This is a genomic window from Acaryochloris marina S15 (genome assembly GCF_018336915.1).
Lineage (GTDB): Bacteria > Cyanobacteriota > Cyanobacteriia > Thermosynechococcales > Thermosynechococcaceae > Acaryochloris > Acaryochloris marina_A.
In genome coordinates, this window is sequence record NZ_CP064923.1 from 460,086 (window position 1) to 483,905 (window position 23,820).

Annotated in this window: 23 protein-coding genes; 8 read left to right on the forward strand and 15 right to left on the reverse strand. The window is 48.9% G+C overall.

What is annotated here, in order from left to right; all coding sequences use genetic code 11:
• Positions 1-30: 30 nt before the first annotated feature.
• Positions 31-477, reverse strand: coding sequence for a DUF4347 domain-containing protein (locus I1H34_RS02830; RefSeq protein ID WP_212664253.1), 447 nt, complete (start codon positions 475-477; stop codon positions 31-33).
• Between the two features lie 305 nt (positions 478-782).
• Here I1H34_RS02830 and I1H34_RS02835 point away from each other — a divergent pair, with 305 nt between their 5' ends.
• A complete protein-coding gene (locus tag I1H34_RS02835) occupies positions 783-1,391 on the forward strand; it encodes a hypothetical protein (protein ID WP_212664254.1) in 609 nt (202 codons plus the stop codon).
• Positions 1,392-1,452: 61 nt separating this feature from the next.
• On the opposite strand, the gene I1H34_RS02840 is transcribed toward I1H34_RS02835, so the two are convergent.
• Together I1H34_RS02840 and I1H34_RS02845 are read right to left on the reverse strand one after the other, a co-directional pair.
• Positions 1,453-3,135 carry an IS1634 family transposase gene (locus tag I1H34_RS02840; RefSeq protein WP_212661850.1) on the reverse strand — a complete coding sequence of 561 codons (1,683 nt, stop codon included), beginning with the start codon at positions 3,133-3,135 and terminating at the stop codon, positions 1,453-1,455.
• Positions 3,136-3,198: 63 nt separating this feature from the next.
• On the reverse strand, positions 3,199-4,122 hold the full coding sequence (locus tag I1H34_RS02845; protein WP_212664255.1) for a pyridoxamine 5'-phosphate oxidase family protein: 924 nt from the start codon (positions 4,120-4,122) through the stop codon (positions 3,199-3,201).
• Between the two features lie 537 nt (positions 4,123-4,659).
• Between I1H34_RS02845 and cpdA the strand changes: the two genes are divergently transcribed.
• Together cpdA and I1H34_RS02855 are read left to right on the forward strand one after the other, a co-directional pair.
• A complete protein-coding gene (gene cpdA / locus I1H34_RS02850) occupies positions 4,660-5,457 on the forward strand; it encodes a 3',5'-cyclic-AMP phosphodiesterase (protein WP_212664256.1) in 798 nt (265 codons plus the stop codon).
• A 91-nt stretch (positions 5,458-5,548) separates the two neighbouring features.
• Positions 5,549-5,893, forward strand: a complete 345-nt coding sequence (locus tag I1H34_RS02855) for a hypothetical protein (RefSeq protein WP_249369738.1) — start codon at positions 5,549-5,551, stop codon at positions 5,891-5,893.
• On the opposite strand, the gene I1H34_RS02860 is transcribed toward I1H34_RS02855, so the two are convergent.
• A complete protein-coding gene (locus I1H34_RS02860) occupies positions 5,890-8,220 on the reverse strand; it encodes a tetratricopeptide repeat protein (RefSeq protein WP_212664257.1) in 2,331 nt (776 codons plus the stop codon). The two genes, I1H34_RS02855 and I1H34_RS02860, sit on opposite strands and share 4 nt — an antisense overlap.
• Before the next feature lie 153 nt (positions 8,221-8,373).
• Here I1H34_RS02860 and I1H34_RS02865 point away from each other — a divergent pair, with 153 nt between their 5' ends.
• The gene (locus I1H34_RS02865; protein ID WP_212664258.1) at positions 8,374-8,610 is read left to right on the forward strand and encodes a hypothetical protein; all 237 of its coding nucleotides are present in this window, start codon (positions 8,374-8,376) and stop codon (positions 8,608-8,610) included.
• Between the two features lie 150 nt (positions 8,611-8,760).
• Here I1H34_RS02865 and I1H34_RS02870 read toward each other — a convergent pair whose 3' ends face one another.
• Together I1H34_RS02870 and prfB are read right to left on the reverse strand one after the other, a co-directional pair.
• On the reverse strand, positions 8,761-9,420 hold the full coding sequence (locus tag I1H34_RS02870) for a Fe2+-dependent dioxygenase (RefSeq protein WP_212664259.1): 660 nt from the start codon (positions 9,418-9,420) through the stop codon (positions 8,761-8,763).
• A protein-coding gene (gene prfB / locus I1H34_RS02875; RefSeq protein ID WP_212664260.1) for a peptide chain release factor 2 occupies positions 9,417-10,527 on the reverse strand; the annotation gives its coding sequence in 2 pieces (ribosomal slippage) (positions 9,417-10,454 and positions 10,456-10,527; 1,110 coding nt in all). The genes I1H34_RS02870 and prfB overlap by 4 nt, the downstream gene beginning before the upstream one ends.
• Before the next feature lie 120 nt (positions 10,528-10,647).
• Between prfB and I1H34_RS02880 the strand changes: the two genes are divergently transcribed.
• Positions 10,648-11,550 (forward strand): E3 ubiquitin ligase family protein, encoded by a 903-nt coding sequence (locus I1H34_RS02880; protein WP_249369740.1) that lies wholly within the window; start codon positions 10,648-10,650, stop codon positions 11,548-11,550.
• A gap of 231 nt (positions 11,551-11,781) precedes the next feature.
• Here the strand turns inward: I1H34_RS02880 and I1H34_RS02885 are convergent, their stop codons facing one another.
• Positions 11,782-12,528 carry a diguanylate cyclase domain-containing protein gene (locus tag I1H34_RS02885; protein WP_249369742.1) on the reverse strand — a complete coding sequence of 249 codons (747 nt, stop codon included), beginning with the start codon at positions 12,526-12,528 and terminating at the stop codon, positions 11,782-11,784.
• A gap of 697 nt (positions 12,529-13,225) precedes the next feature.
• On the opposite strand from I1H34_RS02885, the gene I1H34_RS02890 reads away from it, so the two are divergent.
• Together I1H34_RS02890 and I1H34_RS02895 are read left to right on the forward strand one after the other, a co-directional pair.
• On the forward strand, positions 13,226-13,675 hold the full coding sequence (locus I1H34_RS02890; protein ID WP_212664261.1) for an NADAR family protein: 450 nt from the start codon (positions 13,226-13,228) through the stop codon (positions 13,673-13,675).
• Positions 13,676-13,694: 19 nt separating this feature from the next.
• Positions 13,695-14,531: a GNAT family N-acetyltransferase gene (locus I1H34_RS02895; RefSeq protein ID WP_212664262.1), complete on the forward strand. Its 837-nt coding sequence runs from the start codon at positions 13,695-13,697 to the stop codon at positions 14,529-14,531.
• Between the two features lie 102 nt (positions 14,532-14,633).
• Here I1H34_RS02895 and I1H34_RS02900 read toward each other — a convergent pair whose 3' ends face one another.
• The gene (locus I1H34_RS02900) at positions 14,634-15,056 is read right to left on the reverse strand and encodes a Fur family transcriptional regulator (RefSeq protein WP_212664263.1); all 423 of its coding nucleotides are present in this window, start codon (positions 15,054-15,056) and stop codon (positions 14,634-14,636) included.
• A gap of 409 nt (positions 15,057-15,465) precedes the next feature.
• On the opposite strand from I1H34_RS02900, the gene katG reads away from it, so the two are divergent.
• Positions 15,466-17,664, forward strand: coding sequence for a catalase/peroxidase HPI (gene katG, locus I1H34_RS02905; RefSeq protein WP_212666115.1), 2,199 nt, complete (start codon positions 15,466-15,468; stop codon positions 17,662-17,664).
• Between the two features lie 148 nt (positions 17,665-17,812).
• Here the strand turns inward: katG and I1H34_RS02910 are convergent, their stop codons facing one another.
• The 7 genes from I1H34_RS02910 to I1H34_RS02940 form a co-directional block, all read right to left on the reverse strand.
• Complete coding sequence (locus I1H34_RS02910) at positions 17,813-18,565, reverse strand: SDR family NAD(P)-dependent oxidoreductase (RefSeq protein ID WP_212664264.1); 753 nt, start codon at positions 18,563-18,565, stop codon at positions 17,813-17,815.
• Between the two features lie 15 nt (positions 18,566-18,580).
• Entirely contained in the window at positions 18,581-19,324 is a 744-nt protein-coding gene (locus I1H34_RS02915; protein ID WP_212664265.1) for an SDR family NAD(P)-dependent oxidoreductase, read from the reverse strand.
• 49 nt (positions 19,325-19,373) lie between these two features.
• Positions 19,374-19,859, reverse strand: coding sequence for an ester cyclase (locus I1H34_RS02920; RefSeq protein ID WP_212664266.1), 486 nt, complete (start codon positions 19,857-19,859; stop codon positions 19,374-19,376).
• Positions 19,860-19,882: 23 nt separating this feature from the next.
• Complete coding sequence (locus I1H34_RS02925) at positions 19,883-20,560, reverse strand: NADPH-dependent F420 reductase (RefSeq protein ID WP_212664267.1); 678 nt, start codon at positions 20,558-20,560, stop codon at positions 19,883-19,885.
• A gap of 407 nt (positions 20,561-20,967) precedes the next feature.
• Positions 20,968-22,080, reverse strand: a complete 1,113-nt coding sequence (locus tag I1H34_RS02930) for an aldo/keto reductase (protein WP_212664268.1) — start codon at positions 22,078-22,080, stop codon at positions 20,968-20,970.
• 60 nt (positions 22,081-22,140) lie between these two features.
• Positions 22,141-22,884 carry an SDR family NAD(P)-dependent oxidoreductase gene (locus I1H34_RS02935; protein WP_212664269.1) on the reverse strand — a complete coding sequence of 248 codons (744 nt, stop codon included), beginning with the start codon at positions 22,882-22,884 and terminating at the stop codon, positions 22,141-22,143.
• Positions 22,885-22,999: 115 nt separating this feature from the next.
• The gene (locus I1H34_RS02940) at positions 23,000-23,647 is read right to left on the reverse strand and encodes an NADPH-dependent F420 reductase (RefSeq protein WP_249369744.1); all 648 of its coding nucleotides are present in this window, start codon (positions 23,645-23,647) and stop codon (positions 23,000-23,002) included.
• Positions 23,648-23,820 lie beyond the last annotated feature (173 nt).

Here is a 23,820-nt window from a genome sequence, read left to right on the forward strand (position 1 = left end):
TCTCTGAGGGTGGGGCTCCAATAGTTGCGGTCAAGATAGGGCTTTGACCTGTGCCCCGGTTAGTAAACTCAACCATGAGACGAGAGCTTGCCCAGCTCGATCTGTTGTTAATTCACAACCGTAAATCATAATTTCGGTGGTGTTGGTCAAATAGGAGCGCCATTGCCGAACTTGATCAGCGTATGCCCAAAGGTTGTCTTCACCCAAGCAGGTGCTGCCGATTTGTAATCGTCCTGACTCTCCATTGCAAATCAAATGTAGGCTGGCCCAATCTGGAGATTGACTCAATACGGATTTGATTTGAGCAATGCCATCGGTTTGTTTATTCAACACATGCACTTCCATCCCTAGAAGGGGACTGGCTAGCAAATATTGATAATTCTGAACAGCAGCATCAACAATCACTAGGGTTGATGCAGTTAGGGATAGATCAGCGCTAGGAGGAGAATTGGGTGGGGGGGATTGAACGCTAGACATAGCTGGTTCCCGGTCAATGCAGAAATAGCTAATTCTGAGAGAGTGCAGTATTAAATGCAGATATCACAATTTTTAGAATACCGAGGCTGACAGGAAACATTGCCTCACTTTTGTCTCAGTTTTTCCCAGTTGCCTCGATATCTCTCTACAGCCTTAAAAATAACGAATTTAATCTATTTTGATAAAAAAATAGAAAATGATTGAATTTAGTCGGGCATACTGCGTTTAAAGCAAAATATTTCTGCATTTAGTTCACTGGCTTGTGAAAGTCTGGATGAACACCTCAAGTACTACGGGAGAGGCTTATGTCTGCCAAACAATGGGTTTCGCGAAATTTAAGTCTGGGTGGTTTGATTCGCAATACTGGTAATGCTGCTGGTACCGTAGCGAATATTGGCCTTCATGGGCTGGGTGTAGTTGCAGAAGCTACAGCCAAGGCAGCAGGGAATCCGCATCATCAAACTATTGGCAAGTCTCTTAAAGTAACAGGAGCAGTGGTAAATATTGCACTGACGAAAACAGGCGAGGGAGCTGGATTTGTTGCTAATAAAGCGACAGAGTATGCAGGGGCTGCGGGAGGAAGTGCAGCGGCTTTTGGTGCTCAAGTTGTAGGTGCCCAACCCGATACTGTGGCTACTGCAAAAAAAGTGGGAACGGTTGTTGGAGCAGCAACGGTTGGAGCGGTTGCTGGAGTAGGACTTGCTGAAGCAGCAGTAGCAATGGCGGCTGTGTCAGGAACGACTGGAGCAGCTGCTACTTCCAGTGGTCTTGCTGCAATAGGGGGTGGTAGCCTGGCATCCGGTGGCGGAGGCATGGCGGCAGGACAAGCCATTACACAAAGTATTGTGGCAACCAGTACCACAGCAGGAGTCATTGGGAAGGACAAGGAAGGCACCTTAGGTTCTGATGCCTAACGCGAAGCGCTCATCCATATTTTGCTTTGGGATGTTTTAAAGCCTACATTCAGCAGGCTAGCTAGCAGAGCAGATAATATTTTTTACAGCCCTTCCCAAGGAACGGCAAGATAAGTTGCTGCCTGCTGTTGAGCTTGATGAGATGCTTGGCACCATCAAGCCAAACTAAATGGACGGCCTGAAAGCATTGGAGAATCCAACGTAACGTAGGTTTCATAGTTTGTTTCCCCTTCTGATTAGGGAGAGTTGTTTGTACTTGTTCTAGTGCATTTCTTAACTGTCGTTGTCCTAAGCTGTAGACCATCAAACACAAGGCCATGATCATGGCTAAGGCAGCGATACGCCGAGGTGTCTTCAGGAAAACACTAGAGGCAAAGAAGAGTGGATCTTTGATAAAGCGAAAGCCTCCTTCACACGCCTGCTGGTTCTTATACTCGCGCAGAATATCATCATTGCTCCATTGCTCTTGTTCCAAGAGATTGGTGGCTAAGATGAAACGACCTGCTTGCCGCCGATAGCGTTCGATGACTGGCTCATTGAGGGTTAAGGTAGCCTCAATAGAATAGGTGTAGTGAGTCACAACCGTTGCTTTTGTCGGTCGTCCAGCCTTTGAATAATGAGGTTTTTTGTGGATTTTGAGATCGTCAAGGGTGTGATACCTGAGGATTTTGCCAAAATCTTGGGCTGCAGCTAAAGCATCTGCAGGGCACAAGAAGGTCTGTTTGCAGAGGGTTTTAAGTGCAGTAGTTTTTTGGCTAAACGCCTGATCAATCCGCTTTTGCACTTGTTTGAGTCCAGAGTCTCTGCGAGCTTTACTTTCAACCACCAGCCACCGTTGTTGAATCTCTCCATAGGTACTACATACTTCGACAAAGCTATAGCCGTTGAGAGCACTGGGGTGAAACTGTGAACCCGGCAGCCCTTGTAATAAGTCTTGGGCTGCCGTTGAACTTGCTGGAACTCGGCTAATCCAAGATGTACTTCCTAATGCTTGCAGATTGTCGGCACTGTAGAGGGCACTATCAGCAACAATCACCTCTGGCTGTTGCTGACTCCACTGTTGCTTAAATTCATGGATGATAGGCACAAACGTACTTTTGTCCGCATCATTACCGTTGCCCACTTGTAAAAATAAAGGAATACCCCCGTCCCCACTCACCAGTAGGTTCAATACAAACTGCTTGAGATCACGACGATTGTCCCGTGAGTAGCCGTAGGTGATTTTCACGGGTATCGGCTCCTCTGATTCAGCCAGTGCAGGGGAGGGGGACTCAGGTGCAGAGGGGGATTCGTCTGACGCCTCAACCTGTGGTTTATCTAAGTATTGCCCCTCAACACTAAGGCTTGTCGCATCTAGATGCGCACACCTTAGAGCTACATCGAATTTCTGAACGACTGCCATTGCCACATGGATAAATATCTGGGTCACACCATAGGCATAGAGCTTGTCGAGGACTCGACCGATACGGGTATCGTTGAGGTGCTCTGGCAGTACACCTTGACCGAGTAAGTGCTCGGTTGCTTTGCTTTCGAAAAACTCACTAAATAAGTACAATGGAGCACTCAAAAAGCCCATACCATTTAGAATCAGGGCTTTGACAACTTGACCACAACTAACATTCTCTTGCTCGTGAGTACCTAATAATCGATCCACTATTTCGACAATGCCGATCTCATCGACGATACCGGCAATAATACCGAGATGGTCAATATCCTGAACGTCTATCTCTTGAGGTGAATACATGGACTTGCGTTGAGAGACAACCTCAAAATTATCCCTTGATGGTTAGTACCTGCTGAATGTCGGTTAAATGTTTTCAGATGGAGAATTCTGAGGCGGTATTACTGGGGAAAATTCTCCAAACTTCCATCGTAGTGGGCAAGCATGGCGAATCATCCTCACCTGCTCAATCGTGAAACTGACGAGGCACTGGGCTCCATTGAAGGGCTGCTGACGAGGGTCGTCCCACAACAGCTCCGCCTTGCCGGTCAATTGCAGCGTATGACCTTGATCAAAATCTAAGATCAGCAGTCCGACTTGAGGGTTGACAGCAATATTCCCGAAAGACTGAAACATATTATTGCCTTTGAAATCGGGGAAGAGGAGGTGATTCGCATTCACTACCTGCAAGACCCCTGGTAAACCTCCTCGATGGGAGATATCAGCTCCTTTCTCTGGGTGGGCCGTAGCAATAAAAAACGTATCTGTATGGGTGATCCAGTTTTGCTGATCGGAGGATAGGTTTGATGTAGATGCTGCAGGGGTAGAGGCTGGCCTGTCACTGGGGTCAGAAAGCAAATAGCGGGTTTGGATGTATTTCGGGCAGTTGAAAAAGACTTGCTGGGCCTGAAGTTGTATTCCTTGTTCACTCACTTGTTGAGCGTAGCCATTGACCCGTAGACGACGGCGAGCCGCTAAATCTAGGGTCAGTAGACCCATAGTGGGATTGGTGTGCAGATTTTGGATGAGTTGTGAATCCATTGTGGAGATAGGATTCACGTTGAGAGTCTGGTCACTGGTCACGGTTAGAAAGCCGGGTGGACCTGTGATCAGAGACGCCCATAGGTTACCACTGGGGTCAATCGAACTTGCGATCGCAAATGGTCTAGGCAGCAAAAATTCAGTCGATGCTGGTTCAAATCCTTGTTTGAGAGCACCGGATACTCGTTGAGCGGCGGCCTCAACCCCTGCTTGCTTTTGAACGGCCAGTTCTCCCTCATGAAAGGGCATAGTCAGCTCCTGAACGAGATATATGGATAGCACCCGACATCCCCACCTATTCGGTTCAGATGGTTGGTGAATTCCCTCCAGCATGAGAGGAATCATCAACAGGAGCCGTCAGCCAAGGCAATGGTCTAAGGCTAGCCAGACTTTTCTGATTCTTGATAGTCAAAATTAAAGCAATGTCCCCAAGATATCTATTTTTCATATCATTTTGAAATAGCACCAAAATGAGACGTAAATAAACTCTAGGGGAAGGAAAGAAGAGGTAAGGATATAAGCTGGTGCTGAAGAGGGTTAGAGGGCTGTGATTTATATCACGCCAATCACTGGATTAGAACATTACGATCGGGCTCATGCCTAGATAGGCTGGAGAACATAACCTGAGAAATATCCTATCAAGATTGGGCATGCTCATGAGTAAGAGAAAGCAACAATCATGGGGGCAGGAGTTTTTCGATCTAGCTGATTTGTCACTATCTAATCAGTTATCCTTTAGGTACAGCTAGCAAGGATCTTTTTTGGCTTCTAACTACTAGTAACGGAATGGAAAAAACTTCACCTCTATTGATTGCTCAATTGTCGGACTTGCATTTATTTGCAAATCCCGATCGTGATCTATTGGGGTTGAATACTTTTTCTTCTTTAGAAGCGGTCTTACAGAAATTAAAACGACTTCCTGTACTCCCGGATCAGCTCTTGCTGACGGGAGATTTAGCACAGGATGAAACCCATATCGCCTATCAACAGATCCAAGCCTTAATTGCCCCCTTGCAGATTCCGACCTACTGGCTGCCAGGGAATCACGACCATCTGCCCACCATGAAGGCTACCTTTACGGAGCCTGTTTTTCAGGCCCACAAATCCTATCAAATGGGAAATTGGCACTTTTTGCTCTTAGACTCCAGCGTTCCTGGGAAAGTCTATGGAGAGTTGTCAGTAGAGAGTTTAAATTGGCTCAATCAAGAACTAGAGCAGTGCGATCCCCATCCCACGCTGATTGCCCTTCATCATCCACCTTTTTCAATTAAATCGGATTGGCTGGATCAAATTGGCCTCCAAAACTCTGGCGATTTATTTGCCATCCTCGATAGACATCCCCACGTCAAACTTGTGGTATTTGGTCATATTCATCAGCAGTTTGAACATCAGCGCCATAATATCCATTACCTCAGCACGCCATCGACCTGTATTCAATTTGCACCTCACAGTAAAACCTTTGCCCTAGATCAAGCACAGCCAGGATTTAGACTTTTTCAGTTACAGGGTGATGGCTCCTTTGAAACTGAAATTCACCGCGTTATATTTTCTCAAACATTAGATTTTTCTGCCAAGGGATATTAAGGTTTTGTTGTTAATTTCATTCCTACACCCGTCTTTCAGTATGCTGCTTATTGGAAGAATACTGAGTCTATAACCGCTCAAATAAACTTATATGCTAGCGCTGTACATGCTTGGAGCGGGTCTGATTTTATCTGGCTTGTTTATCGGTTTGACATGGTTCGGGGGACGGGTGGTTCGCCGCCAAGGACCTAGGTCGGGGTTTGTGGGTGCGGCCTTGATGGTTGTGCTAGCCCTGCTTCCGTTTGGCTATCTCACAACTTATTTTGGGCGGGCATTTCAAGCCAATGGATGGGCCGAACGAGCCTATCAACTCTGTTTTACCGCCGCAGTGGCAGTGCCGATGTTGACGGGCTTATGCTGTTCACTCCTCTTACTATGGGCATCCTTCGCAGCCCAGCGCCGTCGGCGGCAGCGGCGAATTCGCCACCGGGGTTAAGGTTGAGTGGTGGAAGCCAACACCCGTTGAATTTGGCAAGGCGCATTCATCGTCGTAAATAGCTGGGTGGCTTGGTGGAACATTGGGTCGCGATCGCCCATTTGATTCATGGTCTGATACGTCAACCCCAACTGAAAATAAGCTTCTGCCAAGTCACAGGTGGCATTGAGGGGTTTGAGCAGCAAAATCGCTTGGTCATGATCCGCCACTGCAGGGGTAAATTTACCTTGAAGCCGGTGAATGACAGCCCGTCCCGTTAAGGTTCGGGCTTGGATATGGGGATAATGGCTGGCTTCTGCCACGGTTAGGGCCTGGTCAAACAAGGCATGGGCTGAGGGCAGGTCCCCAAGGGCGGTATAGGTTTGGCCCAGGAGCTGCATAAAGTAGGCCAGTCGGGCGGCTTGCTCTGTTTCTGGTAGGCGTTCTCCCCAGGTTTGGGTGGCTAACTGTTGAGCCTGATCTGTCTTGCCGAGGTGAGTCAGCACGAGGGCTAAACAAATGGAGGCTTTCGGCACCCAACGATCCTGATCGGTGTGGGTGGCCAGCTCGATCACCTGCTGAAAGCATTGGGCGGACTGCTCTAATTCCCATAAATCTAGGTAGTACAACCCTAAACTTAAGCGAGAATCGAGGACTTGAATTTGAAAATGACGATGGTGACGAGGATCTAGGTCTGGTGCTGCTAGAGCCTGGGTAGACAGGCTGAGGGAGTCCTTTTGCAAGGCTATCCCTTGGCGAATCTGGCCCGTGCTCCAATAGTAGTCCGCCAGAATATTTTGGAGTTCGCAATAGCTGCGATCGCAAGGCAGATGCGTCATCAACGACGGTAACTCTCCTAGCAAGGACTGGTGTAACCCCATTCGATAGAGACTACTGCCCAGAGACAAATACTGCTGCCACTGGTTTTGGCGCACCTGGAGCAGCACTGCTGCTGCCTGGGGATAGTCTTGAATGGCTTTGTAGTGATAAAAGGCTTCTAGGGCCTGCAGGGCCTCTTGGGTGGTGGTCAGAGTCTGGACGCTGTTGGACCAGTATTGGGCGGCCTGGTGGTGGGCCTGGTGCCAGTCTGGACTGGACTGCAGACGGGCAATCGCGGCAGCTCGGGTGACGGGATGCAGCCAATATCGACCTTGACGGCACTCTACTAAAGACCGATTTTGTAGAGACATCAGACTGGCTCGTCGTTTGGTCTCCGGTACTTCCCAGAGCAGGGCCAAGACACCTGCTCGGGGGAGGGTGGCGAGGGTCTGGTACCGATAACAGCCCAACCGACAAAATAACCGATAGGCCTGGGGGTCCAGGTTTTGGAGACGGTCAATTTGGTTATTGATGAGGTTGTGTAAATCCGCCGCTACCAGTAAATCCTGCTGTTGATCTTGCCAAAAGGCTGCCGCATCTCCACCAAAGTCGGACCGGATCGACCCGCAGAGCAGGGTCATGGCCTTAGCGTTGCCGCCATAGGCCCGATGCATTTTCTCCAGTAGCTTCAGATCGAGGGTTAGCTCCTGGAGTTGGAAATACTCCTGCCAAGCCTCTTTGTCTAAGCCTGAGAGGCGATAATGCTGGAGGTTGAGGCTGGCTTCACAAATGCGATCGCGGCTCGTAACCAAAGTCAGTCCCAGATTGCGAGGGTCGGTGAGGACTCGAAATAGCTCCACATACCGGCGATGCTCAGCAATGAGCAAGCCTTGCTGATCTAAAGCGGGCTCCAGATTATCCACCAGAACCCCAATGGGGCGCTGATGGAGATGGCGTTTTAAGCGATCCAGACTAATGCCAAATTCTAGTCCTGGATCTTCTTGTAAATCTCGCGTTAACCATTCTTCCACCACCCGCTGGGCTGAGGTGATAGTGTCGGGTTCTTTCGCCATCAACAACTCTAGGACGATTTCAAAACCCTGGCTCTGGAGATATTGTTGGGCCAAGGTCGTTTTACCCAGCCCTCCTTCCCCTTGGATGGCAATGGCCGTTGCCCCTTGCTGGTTGAGGTGGTTGAGGTGGCTGATCGCCTGATGTCGCCCCACGAAGTCGGGTCGGTAAGTCTCTATAGGAGGGGAAGAGGAAGCCTCACTCCTATGGTTTGTCAAAACATGGCGCAGGTTCTTTTTCGTGATTTTCTCGCCCATGACCTGGGACAAGAGTTTCCACAAATCTGACCCCACATCTTTGGCATGGCCTTCCGTACAGCCATAGGTATCGGCGATGTCGAAATATTTTTGTCCTAGCCAAACCTGTTTCAGAATTGTTTGCTGTAATTCGCTCAGACCTTCACCCGTTTGGGCAATCACAAGCTGTTCAATCTGTCTCAGGGCCTGATCTGCATCCATGCTTGAGCAAATGGTTTTTCCTTGACCTCTAGTCTAGCCCAGCCCTAACCGGGGATAGATAGGAAAAACCCCACCGGTACTATGGCTAAAAACCGGTGGGGAAATGGTATCTGCTGTGAAAAAACGAGGGAATGACTCTAGATTCAGTTAGGTATGAACATCTTGACTCAACATCAATCGAGCGCCTGGCTTTGCCTGTCTTGGGATTCACCCGCATGCCCGGAATTAAGGCATGCGGGTGAGGCTGTGGCCCACACTGCTCAAGGATCCAGCTTGAGTAGATATTCGGTCCAGCTCTCCGTGCTGGTTGGCGTAAGCGGAGAAGCAGTCGACAACATGGGGATGAAGGGAATGGCAATCAGCCGAACCCTCTTGGTGATTGATACCTAAAGAGTAATGGCTGGAGACATCTCCTTATTTATTAGTATTCCAGCCTCAAGTTTGAGAACGCGATGATGCTAGCGTTTGCCTTGTATAACCTGGGGTATAAGTTTTCTAATATTTGTAAAAAAGGCTAGAACTTCAAAAAAATCACGCCATTTACTCTGCCCATTGGCGAAGTAGGTTGGCATGGCTTTTGGAAATCAGGTCAAATTCCGGGGTTTTACCGTGGGTGGCGAACAGAGAGCGTCGAGCCGTATCCAAATCAAATAATAGCTCTCGTTGTTGGGCATTGCGAACCAGACTCTGTACCCATCCCACTGCCACTAAGCGGGTCCCAGAGGTGACCGTTTCGACCCGGTGAATGGTGGAAGAAGGATATGCGATCGCAGATCCAGCTGCCAATTTATAGGTGTGAACCCCATCGGCTAATTCCACGCAAAGTTCTCCCCCTTCATAGTCATCGGGAGAATTGAGAAAAAGGGTAAAAGAAACATCGGAGCGAGCCCCGCCCATAAAAGCATTATCCACATGGTCCCCGTAGGACATGCCTTCTTGGTAGCGACTAAACAGCAGGGTATGCAGGGAACGAGGTTGAAGCGCCACCTTAAATAAAGGATGACGCAGGAGGGCTGACTTCACCCGCTCTTTCAGATCCACAGTGCAATCTGCTTTACCCGCAAGCTGGGTATTATTTTTGACTAATTTGGCATACCAACCCGCCGTGGTTTTACCATCTACGAATTCTGCTGTTGTCAGCAAATCCGTTATTTCGGCTAATGCTTCGGCGGTCAGCACCTCGTCAATCGTCAAGATCATGAGGCGATTTGATTCTCCTGACGCAAGTACGCCTCAATAAAGTTATCCAGGGCACCATCCATAACATTCTCAATGGCAGTGGTTTCTTGGTTGGTTCTTAAGTCCTTCACCATTTGGTAGGGATGAAACACATAGTTACGAATCTGGTTGCCCCAGGCTGCTTCCACTATATCGCCCCGAATATCGGCAATCTCTTTTGCCTTTTGTTCTTGGGCAATTACCAACAGCTTGGCTTTCAGCAATGCCATCGCTTTTTCCTTGTTTTGCAGTTGCGATCGCTCTTGGGTACAGCGCACCGCTAGTCCCGTTGGCACATGAACAATCCGCACCGCCGTTTCCACTTTGTTGACGTTTTGGCCTCCCTTGCCTCCAGACCGAGAGGTGGAAATTTCCAAATCGGTATCGGGAATATCGAGTTCCACTTCATGATCGAGTTGGGGCATTATTTCTACCCCGGCAAAACTGGTTTGGCGTTTGCCATTGGCATTAAACGGAGAAATGCGGACTAATCGGTGAGTGCCCTTCTCTGCTTTTAAGTAGCCATAGGCATAGCGCCCTTCCACTTCCAGGGTTGCTGATTTAATACCCGCTTCATCCCCTTCCGAGAGTTCCGCCAGGCGCACCTTATAGCCTTGGCGTTCTGACCAGCGGGTATACATGCGCAGCAGCATTTCAGCCCAATCTTGGGCATCCGTCCCACCGGCCCCAGTATTGATCGTCAGGACAGCCCCCACCTTGTCATAGGGACCCGATAGGAGCTGCTGCAATTCCCATTGATCGAGCTGTTGCGTGAGCTGCTGCAGATTCCCTTCAGCTTCTTTTAAAAGGGCCGTGTCTTCTTCGAGCTGCAGCAATTCGACTAAAGCTTCGGCATCTTCTAGGGTGCCTTGCCAGTCTTGAAGTTGGGTCAGGTGGGCCTTGAGATCATTGAGATCTTGCAAAACCTTCTGGGCTTTCTCCTGTTCATCCCAGAACTCCGGCTGAGCCGCTAGTTGTTCAAGATCGTTGATTTGAGCATTGAGGGCAGGCAGGTCAAAGATACTCCTGAGTTTTACCCAGGCGATCAGATAACTGTTCGACTTCTCGCTTTAGCTCTAACACTTCCATAGCCAAGTTGTACCCAAAACACATTCATGATTGTAGTGGATTCATCCCGCAGTTAACCGGAAGCTCGGACCCAGCTCATCCAGATCCCTCCCCACCTTGGCAGCAACCAACGTTTAAGACATGATGAGGGTTAAAGCTTCAGTATCTTTGCCGGAGCGCTCGTCTTATTTTTCAAGTGATGTTGGCCAGAACCATGACATTCTCTGGTCACCAGGAGTGCAAGTTTCCATGAAAATCATTGGCATCATTCTGATTGTTATCAGTATTATTCTGTTTTTCGTCTACTCCAATCTCAAGCGCAAACTAGCCAGTCTGCGCCAAGCTCGACCTGCTAGCGTTGCTGAGCTAAATCATTTGGCTAGCGAGATTGCCCTAGAGATGGGTTCGGGTAGTTGGCGAGATTATGTCAAATTGAGGGGCACGATCCAATGTGACCAGCCTCTCGTATCTGAACTGAAGCAAGCACCTTGTGTGCATTACCAAATGACGATTGTTCGGGAGTATGAAGAACAGGTCACTGAACGAGACAGTGATGACAATGAGGTCACCAAGACCCAACGTGGATCTGAAACACTCTCTCAAAATCGCCAGTCCGTACCGTTTTTCTTGCAAGATGATACCGGTGAAATTTGGGTAGAGCCTGAAGGAGCCCAAATTGAAACGGTGCGGGTGTTGGATGAATTTAGTCCAGAACAGCCTTCAGGGGGCCAGCTTTCTTTTGGAGGCTTTTCCCTGGCACTCAGCAGTGTAGAGACCGGTCGCCAGACCATCGGCTATCGCTATCAAGAATCGATATTGCCCGTGCAACGTCAGGTGTTCGTGGTGGCCCAGGTGAGCGATTTTAATCAAAGTCTAGTCCTAGAGAATCCAACTACTAAAGGACAACGGTTTGTCATTTCCCTCAAATCAGAAGAAGCCTTAGCCCAAACCACACAGACCTCTGTTACCTATGCGCTGTATGGCATGCTTTCTACTCTCGGTGTTGGAGTGCTTCTACTGGTGCTAGGCGTCCTTTCTGCTTAGGAAATAGCATTGACTCTTAAGCAACACTTCATTATGCAGATTTGGAGGAATAACAGAGAAGGTTATAAGCCTATATCAGACGATAACCGAACGGCACTCAGGAAAGTTTGAGCACCTGCTGTCACAGAATGCATGGGTAAACCCCTTTTCTGACCAAGCACTTTATGGGTCCAACCTGCTCAATCAATTCGACTAGCAGCCAGTTTTGATAAAAGGTATGGAAACGGGGCCTTACCGGCCACCTTCTTGGAGAATGACGCGATTGCCACCTGCTCTTTGGGCTTGGCGGAGGGATTGCTCAGCGGCAGCGATGAAATTGACTGGGGATAATTTAGGAGTTGGCACAATCGTCGCAATTCCCAAGCTTAAGGTAATGGCTTGATCTGGTATGGGAGAAGCCGGATTCTCTTTTAAAGCTTTGACCCGGAGTCGAATTTTCTTGGCGATACAGGCTGCTTCATCAATAGAGGTTTGGGGGAGTAAGACCGCAAAGGTATCGCCATGGTAGCGGGCCAACATATCTGTAGAACGCTCAATATTGGCTTGAATGACTTTAATCACTTGGCCAATATAGGTGTTGCAGGCTGAGTCACCATATTGTCGGTGCAAGCGATCAAAATCATCCACTTCACATAGAAACAGTGATAAAGGTTGCCGGTCTTGCTCCAAGCGCTGCCAAACGCTATCTATGCGGGTATCAAAATGAGAACGAAGTGAGACTTGTACAACACTTTTTCGAGTCCATCGCTGCTTTATTTGCCGGTACAGACCGGTGGGCTGAAGCCTCTGCCAAAATCTCAGGGTAAACGCTTTTAATTGCAAAGACTTGGGCTGTTTTAAGGGTTCAAATGAATCTGCTGGTTCTGACAAATCACCTGAATAAAAAGGAGGTTGAAAAGACACACTGGTACTCCGTAGATCTGATCGAAGCTGAATCGTCAACTTCCTCACCATCTGGATATAAGGATAACCAGGCATCTTTTTGCAAGGAAAGCCTAGTATCTATGACCCCTCTCCCCTAAGGTCATATCGTCAGTTGACTTGCAGTTTGCAATATCAACTTGCACTTACAGATTGAGGAAGAACCGACTCTAAGCGGTCCAAAAGCTATAGACAATGGCTATTTTGAAGCTAGGAACACACTATTATGACTGAAAATGCAAATCTATCTTAGCGCAACAATGAGTGAAGTTTGATAATTCCTGTGACAAAAGTTTTTGATGGCGAATCTTGTTCATTTTAGTAAAAAACACGGGTCTTAGGAGGATTGAATCCCTTTGATTTCGTCTTGAAGTATTTTGTACTACAATTAATTATGATTGTCTTAATCTTTGGAAATTCAGCTTCGTTATTCACCAATATGCCCATATCATTCTCAAAAATTAAGCAAGAGGATAGTAATAGGCTGAAAAATCCTAATATTCAGGGTTAATGGCTATTCGAGGCCTTCTGGTATTACTAGTTAAAGATAGCTAGCTCATCAGATTTGGGTCACTGATCCAGAGACTGCATAGCTATGCGTTGATGACATGGATAGCTGTAGTGACTCTCACCCTATAAAGCTAATAAAATGCCTTTAATATAGAAAATTCTCAATATTTTCAGCTCAAGGCGCATCCATTTCAATCATTAGCCTGAGTTCGCAGGAAATAGAAGACTCAATAAGTAGAAAAAGATGGCAATTTACTTCTATTCAAATAGAGAAAAACCCTATGGCTGTTTTTCTAACTTTTCAGCCCATGGGGTGATGTTGGATGGTGTTTGGTGGCCTACGAGTGAACATTATTTCCAAGCGCAAAAATTTGTCGGTACTCCCCATGCCGACCAGATACGCCAGGTGAAATTGCCGAAGGATGCGGCGCGTCTAGGACGACAACGCACACGGCCCCTACGGTCTGACTGGGAACAGGTCAAAGATGATGTTATGCGTAAGGCGGTGCTCTGTAAATTTGAAACCCATGCCGATATCCGAGCCGTTTTGTTATCTACGGGGAATCAAGACTTAGTGGAAAATGCCCCTGGAGATTATTACTGGGGCAGTGGACAGGATGGTACTGGCCAAAATAAGTTAGGGAAGATTTTGATGGAAGTGCGAGACACATTGCAATTGGGCGATAGCAACTAGCTCTAGGTTGATAACATCCATGAAATTAATTCTGTTTGAAGACGCTGTAGCATTTTGCGATCGCACCCAGTCTCACCTCTTGCATCATCCTGCAGAACATAATCTGCTGCTTGGTATTCAGAGTGCTTTACTTCGGGGCTCAGGCGCTTTCCCCACTCCTCCTGATTTGCTGGTCGTTGAGTCGGCGGGGGAGATTCAGGCCGTGGGTACTCGAACTCCTCCTTATAATTTTGTGCTGTCGAAGGTCCAGGATTTAGGCGCTTTAGATCTGATGGCAGACTACTTCCACCAGGCTTCGACCTCTTTATCCGGGGTCAATAGCTTTGTGAGGGAGGCTCAAGCCTTTGCTCATGTCTGGCAAACCGTGACTGGACAAGCGAGCACCTTAAAAATGCACCTGCGGATTCACCAGTTGATCCAAGTGCACCCCCAAACAGATGTCCAGGGCCATTTGCGGATAGCGACGAAGCGAGATCGCAAACAGCTGCTGCAATGGTCAGAGGCGTTTTCTCTAGAGACCTTTGGGGATCTGGAAGCGGATATTGAACGCATTCTAGACCTGCAGATCAAGCGTCAGGATCTGTATGTTTGGTGCGATCGCAAGATTGTCTCGATGGTGGCTGGACGCCTGTCTCAACCCGGAGGTGGCCGTATCGGTCCCGTCTATACTCCTCCAGAATGTCGGCAGCGGGGGTATGCGACGGCCTGTGTGTCTGCAGTGAGCCGGATGCTGTTGGATCGAGGGGCTCAGCGCTGTTGCCTATTTACCGATATCACCAATCCCACATCTAACCATATCTATCAAACCATTGGCTATAAACCCGTTTGTGATTGGCATGACTATCGGTTTGCCTAAGGATTGGTGGGAGTGACGTTTATTGAGATTGGCCTTGCCGTCATTTTTTCCGTTAATGGGTCCGGCTTTAGGGCCTAAGTGATTCATCACCAATGTTGGATTCTATGCAGATTGGCAGCGATCGCAATATCCATGCAAGGTCAGCTCATAGTGATTCACCTGAAGTCCTGGGCGTAATCCCTGAAAATTGGGTGTTTGGAACTGTTCCCAGGCAATATCCTCAACCTCACTGCAAGACTGGCAGCGAAAATGGTGGTGGGGATCAATATTGGCATCATAACGACAGACGCCTTCCTCCAAGAGGACCTCCCGCACTAGTCCCACATCTCTAAGGGCCTGAAGTGTTTTATAGATCGTGGCCTGAGACGAGGTCGGTACATCTTGGTTAAAATGGCTCGAAATTTGCTCTGCAGTCGGATGGTCAGACCGCGCTAGTAAATCGGCATAGACGGCAAAGCGTTGGGGGGTTACTCTTACCCCTTTCGACTTCAGGGTTTGGATAATTTTATCTGCCTGTTGTTGCATCAATACCTCCTCCAGCAATGTGCCAGCTCCCTACAGCCCGGGACATCTGGTTTTCAGGGGCCTCAATAACAAACCTAGCATTCCTATTCGCTAATCGTCCATATTTAGAATCTACTTTTATAACTAAGTAATTATTCTCATTGTGTTCTTCTTAATTAAGAATTACTCTGAGATAAGTTCGGAGAATGATCGACACTGCTGCAAGAATTTGCAAGCCAATAGAGAGGTCAGTATGGCTAGTATTAAACGCGTGCTAATACGGCTTTCAAGACTCAAGTCCGTGATGAGTCAAGCCCTAGGGGGGACCCTCAGCACTGGTGAAACCTATCCATCTGAGGACGGTGCTATTAGTTTGCAAGACCTGCAATCCATGCAAAAATCCACATCGCAATCTATGAGAGGAGACCCTATGAATAGTGCAACCGGGTGCCCATTTTCAGGCGGAGCTTTAAAATTTACCGCTGGTAGTGGCACATCAAATCGTGATTGGTGGCCGAATCAGTTAAACCTACAAATCCTGAGGCAGCATTCCCCCAAATCTAATCCTATGGGCAAAGGATTTAACTACGCTGAAGCCTTTAAGAGTCTCGACTTAGCGGCCGTCAAGCAAGATATCTTCGACCTGATGAACAGTTCTCAGGACTGGTGGCCCGCCGACTATGGTCACTATGGACCGCTCTTCATCCGCATGTCTTGGCATAGTGCTGGCACGTACCGCATCAGTGATGGCCGAGGGGGTGCAGGGACCGGTAACCAACGATTTGCCCCCATCAATAGCTGGCCTGACAATGCCAACCTCGATAAAGCCCGCATGTTGCTGTGGCCGATTAAGCAGAAATACGGCACAAAAATCTCTTGGGCTGACCTGATCATTCTGGCGGGGAATTGTGCTCTGGAGTCGATGGGTTTCAAAACCTTCGGTTTCGCAGGGGGGCGCGAAGATATTTGGGAGCCGGAAGAAGATATTTACTGGGGGGCTGAGCATGAATGGCTGGGGGACCAGCGCTATACCGGCGACCGTGAGCTGGAAAATCCCCTGGGTGCGGTGCAGATGGGCCTGATCTACGTCAATCCCGAAGGCCCCAATGGCCATCCTGATCCGGTGGCTTCAGGCCGAGACATTCGCGAAACCTTTGGGCGAATGGCCATGAATGATGAAGAGACGGTTGCTCTCACTGCAGGGGGACATACCTTCGGTAAATGTCACGGTGCGGGGGATGATGCCCATGTGGGGCCTGAACCAGAGGGGGCCAACATTGAAGACCAATGCCTAGGCTGGAAGAATAGCTTCGGTACGGGTAAAGGCGTCCATACGATTACTAGCGGTATTGAAGGGGCCTGGACCACCAATCCAGTGCAGTGGGACAACAACTATTTCGAGAACCTGTTTGGTTATGAGTGGGAGCTGACCAAAAGTCCCGCTGGTGCCAATCAGTGGGTTCCCCAGGGAGGGGCGGGGGCCAATACAGTGCCTGATGCCCATGATCCATCCCAGCGTCATGCGCCCATTATGACCACAGCCGATATGGCTATGCGCATGGACTCCAGCTATGGAACCATTTCTCGGCAATTTCTGGATAACCCAAACCAGTTTGCGGATGCGTTCGCTAGAGCTTGGTTTAAGTTGACTCATCGAGATATGGGACCTCGCTCGCGTTATCTGGGACCGGAGGTGCCTGAGGAGGAATTGATCTGGCAAGATCCCGTTCCTGCCGTCGATCATGAGCTGATTAATGAGCAGGATATCGCCACCCTAAAGAGCCAGATCCTAGCGACGCATCTCACGGTGTCCCAATTGGTGTCAACGGCCTGGGCCTCGGCTTCGACTTACCGTGACTCGGATAAGCGCGGTGGGGCCAATGGTGCTCGCATTCGTCTAGCCCCCCAGAAAGATTGGGAAGCGAACCAGCCCACCCAATTGGCAACGGTGCTCCAGACCTTGGAAGCTATCCAAACCACCTTTAACCATTCGCAGGTTGGCGGCAAGCGAATTTCCCTGTCAGACCTGATCGTTCTCGGGGGCTGTGCGGGGGTTGAGCAAGCCGCGAAAAATGCTGGTTGGTACGATATCAAAGTTCCCTTTAAGCCTGGACGAACGGATGCAACCCAGGCCCAAACAGATGTTGACTCCTTTGCTGTCCTAGAGCCGAGAGCAGATGGTTTTCGCAATTACCTAAAAGGGCACTATTCTGTTTCTGCAGAAGAGCTGTTGGTGGATAAGGCCCAGTTATTGGCCTTGACGGTCCCTGAAATGACGGTGCTCGTCGGTGGTCTGCGGGTGTTGAATGCCAATGTGGGCCAGGCTCAGCATGGTGTCTTTACCCAACGGCCTGAAAGTCTCACCAATGACTTCTTCTTGAACTTGCTGGATATGGGCGTGACCTGGAAGGCTGCTTCTGAGGCTGAAGATGTGTTTGAAGGATGCGATCGCAATACCGGTGCACTCAAGTGGACGGGAACTCGTGTAGACCTAATCTTCGGTTCCAACTCCCAACTCCGTGCCCTGGCGGAAGTCTATGGATGTGCGGACTCCCAGAAGCGATTTGTCCATGACTTTGTGGCGGCCTGGGATAAGGTGATGAATCTCGATCGCTTCGATCTAGCTTAGTCTCGGCTTAAATACCGCGATTTCGATTTGGTAGTCCTGTAGATTTCTCCCGGCCTGCAGGGCTACTACATGTATAGATGCTCTGGTGTATTTGCTATATATCGCTGAGATAGCAAGCTCAAAACTTCGTTGAGCATGCCAGTGAGATCTACAGGCCTTGCCATGGACTTAGACGAATCCGGCCACCATCAACAAGCAAGTCTTCTCCCGTAATGTATGAAGCATCCTCACTGGCGAGAAATAGGACCACCTTGGCAATTTCTTCTGGCTGCCCCAATCGCTGCATGGGAATTTCGTTCTGGAGTGCTGCGATCATCTCCTGATCGAATTCCCCCGTCATCTCGGTATCAATCACACCCGGACTAATGGCGTTGACGCGGATATTGCGTGATATCAGTGAACTGGCTAGCGATCGTGCCAACTGGCTCACTGCTGCCTTAGTGGCGGCATACACCGTCAAATTAGCTAACCCCTGGTGCTGGGTCAGGGATGCATTGAGCACAATAGCACCCCCATCGTTCATATGTGGCAAGGCCTGCTGAGCAGTAAAGAAGACTCCCTTGAAGTTGACGCTGACAATTTGATCAAACGTCTTTTCATCCACATCACCGAACCCTGTAGGCGTCCCAATTCCAGCATTAGCGAAAACGATATCTATTTTGCCGAAACGATCCCTTACCTGTGTATAGAGCTGATCTAGGTCAGATATCTTTGAAACATCCACAGCGACTGTGAGGAGCCGATCTCCGGCATTCAGATTCTGAGCCGTTTTAATCAGTTTTTCCTGCGTGCGTCCACAGATGGCAACATTGGCTCCTTCTGCTAGGAACGCCTTTGCTGCTGCAAGTCCCATTCCACTGCCACCCCCTGTGATGACAACAGTTTTATTTTTGAATCTCATGTCATTCTCCTGGTTCTAAAGACCACCATCCACACAAATTTGCTGTCCAGTCACCCATCGACCTAAATCAGAGGCAAGGAAGAGGACCGCTCGTGAAATATCTTCAGCGGTTCCCAGTTCACCAAACGCAGCTTGACTTGCCATCCATTGCGTCTGCTCCTCTGGCGTGTCAGCCACCCAATCCGTAGCGGTGTAGCCCGGTAGTAGGCTGTTGACGGTAATTTTCTTAGGGCTAAGTTCTCTCGCCCAAGTTCTTGTAAATTGCTCTAGAGCTCCTTTGGACGCTGCATAAATACTCGATATGGGTACATAATGCTGGGTCGAACCAGATGAAAGATTAATAATTCTGCCGCCATCGGGTATTAGCTTCACCATCTTTTGCACCAGAAAAAAGGGGCCTTTGACGTTAGTAGAGAAGAGCTGCTCAAACTCATCTTCTGTCACTTCTCCAAAGGGCTTGCTCACAAACCTACCGGCATTGTTGATCAGAATATCGACCTTGCCAAACTCTGTTTCCAAGGTTTGGGTGAGCTGGTTGATATCCTCTAGGTTTGAGACATTGGATTGATAGCCTTTAATCTTTCCTAAACTTGATAATTCATTTTCTAAAGCTTTTGCTTTTTCAGCACTGCTCACGTACGTGAAGGCCACTGACACTCCTTGGCTCATGAAGTCTTTGACAATTGCTTTGCCAATTCCCCTAGACCCTCCGGTAACCAACGCAACTTTATCTTGTAGCTTCAATTTGTCTGTATTCATTGTTTGTCCTTGTGAAATGACGAATTTTTCCAGCTCAAGGGTGGGCGGATCAACTTCTCTGAGGGTGGCGTTCAATACCTTTCGCGATAATTTCTGGATGGACATTGTGAGGAATAGGCCATCCCCGCTCCCAGAAGTAAATGTTGATTTCAACGGTGTTATCGGCAACATCCCAGCGCCTAACTTTGCCGTCTTGGATAGTCAAAATCATCGTTTCAATAGATGTGCCTTCTCGCCCCGTTGGCTGCATTCCCATAAATTCTTGGGCATGCTTCCAATGCAGGCATACCGTAAAGAAGCCTCGACCATTGCCTGTTTCATCAATGGCCTCAAATTCATCGACTAAATCAATGCGAGACTGTAGCGCTTCAATAAATTGTGTGGCCCAGCTTTTGAGGGCGTCACGACCGTGGATATTACGGCCCATTGTTGAATTGACTAACACTTCCTCTGCCACGAGCGCATCCCAGCGATCAACCTCTCCGGATTGAAAGGCGTCGTATAGCTTACGCACAAATGGATACTGGATGGTCATATTCTTGCCTCACTCTTAAAAATCTAAGAACTTGGTTGTCGTCCACCCAGGCGCCGCTCTGATGCGCTCGGTAGTACATTGACGGAAGGGGTTGCATAGGGACCCAGTTTCATACCACCTATCATGAAGCGGATAAAGTCGCCCAGGGATTCCAACAAGCGGGCACTACGCAGTGGACCACAGTCAATGGGATTAAACCCAATCTCGCTAGCTAACGTCATTGCAGTTTGCCGTGCCGCAGGATGGTCACCGCAGACATAGGCCGAAACCTGATGCTCTTTGAGTGGTTGAGGTGATAGCTCAAAGACTTCTTGGGCCATGGTATTGAAGGCTTTGATGACATGGGCATTGGGAATGTCTGCCGCTAACTCTTCGGCTAAAGATTCCGCCATCAAAGGACCGTAGGCAAACCCTTCAGGAATATCGCGATTGTTGCAGTCGAGGATCACTTTGCCAGATAAGCTCTCGGTCGACGACAAAATGGCGGATGGCATCACACCTCGTACTGAGTAAAAGATCACCTCACCAAATTCAGCCGCCTCATCATTGGTGCCACTCTGAGTGTTGTGGCCTGCAAATTCAGCCACGGATTTTGCTCTGTTCGGATCCCGTGACCCCCAAAAGACTTCGTGTCCCTGCTCCGCCCAGAGAATACCGAGGGATCTCGACATGTTGCCGGTCCCAATCAATCCAATTTTCATGACGTTTCTCTCAGATCCTGATCAATCATGGGTTCACACGGATTAACTTGTGTGTCTACTGACTAGACTTCTGGTAAGTAACAAATCCTCTTCTCCAATCGGTGTATGAGTTGATCGAGGTAATATTTCCGCCATCAACGCGGTGGTTGGTACCACTAATGAAATCTGCAAAAAGACTGGCTAGATAGGCCACCCAACTTATGGAATTGGACAATGCACGTCATTGCTTTTTCTCCCGTTGATGCTTGCTCTGATCGCTGATTCGTGATGTGTCATAGCTGCTACTGGATCAATATCGCTGCAGCCGTTATGAATAAATAGGTTGATGTTCTATCGGTAGACTAAAGAGCTTCCATGAATTAGTCAAACGCATGAAATTGATATTAGACATTAATTTCATGCATGTGTTATTCCACTCCAACGGGTTTTCCCTCAATTTTGACTCGGGAATAGTAGCTCTCCGGTTTATCTCCAACCGTTGCCCCTCCGGTCAACATGGCCTGCATGTCAGGGGTAAAGAAGGAGTAAGGAAAGCTGGGATGATTGTGACTGGCTTGAGTGAGGCGATCTCTGCATTCCATCGGTAGATCAAAATCAAGGGCCTTGAGATTATCTTCAAGTTGATGTAGTTTTGTGGCTCCAACGATGACGGATGCAATCCCCGGTTGGTTCGCAGCCCAATTAACGGCAACTTGAGCCATACTATGACCCACTTCTTTGGCCACGGATTCTAGCTCAGCCACAATTTTCCAGTTGCGGTCCGTGAATTTGTTGAAGACTGGGTTATCGGCTCCTGCCAACGTCCCTAAGCGTCCTGCACCTTCATTGCCCTGTTCACTGGGTTTGTATTTCCCGCTCAACAGGCCACTGGCTAATGGACTCCAGGCCATAACGCCCATCCCGTGCTGTGTACCGAGGGGAATAAATTCACTCTCAATATTGCGTTCAACGAGGGAGTATTCCAGCTGCAGGGAAGCAAGGGGTTCGTATCCTCGGAGTTCGGCAATGGTTTGAGCACGGGATGCATACCAAGCTGGAATATCTGATAGACCCACATAGCGAACTTTTCCAGCTCGAACGAGATCGTCTAATGTGCGCATGACTTCTTCTGCTGGGGTAAGACTGTCCCAGGTGTGGAGGATATAGAGATCGATATAGTCCGTGTCTAGGCGCTGTAGCGATCCATCTACGGCTCTAAGAATATTTTTGCGACCGTTGCCGCCTGCGTTGGGGTTACCAGGGTCGGCGTTGTAGGAGAACTTGGTTGCGATCGCAACTCTGTCTCGCAAACCCCGCTCTCGGATCAATTCCCCGATCCAAGTCTCGCTGGTGCCGTTGGTATACATGTCGGCGGTATCAATAAAATTGCCCCCAGCATCCACATAGGTATTGAAGAGCTGACTGGCAGTGTCTCGGTCGGCACCCCATCCCCACTCTGTGCCAAAAGTCATCGTGCCCAGGGCAAGACGACTGACCCGGAGGCCACTACAGCCCAAGGTGTAGTACTGATTAATAGACATCTCTATCTCCTCATGGTTCTGATCACAAACCCCAGTAACGCATTCAAATGGTTGTGCTAGCTAAAGACCACCATCCACACAAATTTGCTGTCCAGTCACCCATCGGCCTAAATCAGAGGCAAGAAAGAGGGCCGCTCGTGAAATGTCTTCAGCGGTTCCCAGTTCACCCAAAGCGGCTTGGCTGGCCATCCATTTCGTCTGTTCCTCTGGAGTGTCAGCGACCCAATCCGTGGCGGTGTAACCCGGTAGTAGGCTGTTGACCGTAATTTTCCTAGAGCTGAGTTCCCTCGCCCAAGCTCTTGTAAATTGCTCCAGAGCACCTTTGGAAGCTGCATAAATACTCGACAGAGGCACATAATGCCGGGTCGAACCAGATGAAAGATTAATGATTCTGCCGCCATCGGGTATCAGCTTCACCATCTTGTGCACCAGAAAAAAAGGACCTTTGACATTAGTCGAGAAGAGCTGCTCAAACTCATCTTCTGTCACTTCTTCAAAGGGTTTACTGATGAACCGTCCGGCATTGTTGATCAGAATATCGACCTTGCCAAACTCTGTTTCCATGGTTTGAGTGAGCTGGTTGATATCCCCTAGATTTGAGATATTAGACTGGTAGCCTTTAATTTTGCCTAAACTGGATAATTCATCGACTAAAGCGTTTGCTTTCTCCGCATTAGTCACGTAAGTGAAGGCTACGGACACTCCTTGGTCTATGAGGTCTTTAACAATGGCTTTGCCAATGCCCCTAGACCCGCCGGTAACCAACGCAACTTTATCTTTTAGCTTCAATTTATCTGTAATCATTCTTTTTCCTTGTTTCTCATTCATTGAGACTGCTCTAACGTTGCTTCAATGCCATGACTGGTATTCGTGATCATTGGGCCAGGTTGATCCTGGACCTGGCAAGACGGATATAGCTCTAAGAACTCGGTTGTCGTCCACCCAGCCGCTGCTGCAACGCATCCGGCAGTATTTTGACCGAAATGGTTGCATAGGGACCTAGGTTCATCCCGCCGATCATGAAGCGGATAAAGTCACCCAGCGATTCCAACAGGCGAGCGCTACGGAGTGGACCACAGTCAACAGGGTTAAACCCAATTTCGCCAGCCAATACCATTGCTGTTTGTTTGGCCCCAGGGTGGTCACTACAGATATAAACCGAAACCTGATGCTCTGTGAGGGGCTGAGGCGATAGCTCAAACACTTCTTGGGCCATGGCATTGAACGCTTTGACCACATGGGCTTTGGGGATATCCGCCGCCAGTTTCTCAGCTAAAGATTCCGCCATCAGAGGACCGTAGGTGAACCCTTCAGGAATATCGCGATTGTTGCAGTCGAGGATGACCTTGCCTGTGAGGTGATCAATGGATGATAAAACAACCGACGGCTTGATGCCCCGCACTGAATAAAAGATCACATCCCCAAACTCAGCCGCCTCATCATTGGTGCCACCTTGGGTCTTATGGTCTGCCAGCTCAGCCACAGATTTTGCTTTGTTCGGATCGCGTGACCCCCAAAAGACGTTGTGCCCCCGCTCAGCCCACAGGATGCCGAGGGATCTCGACATATTCCCAGTACCAATGAAGCCAATTTTCATAACGTATCTGCCCCTGTATGTCTTTTTCAGCGCATTTGCTTAGCAAGCTTGCCCCGTTGAGTGTTGGACGCCTAGGCTGCCACTCTGTTCTCTCACTTCAAGATTGCGCCAACGCTGGGCTGCAACAGCCAGCCCAGGTTGAG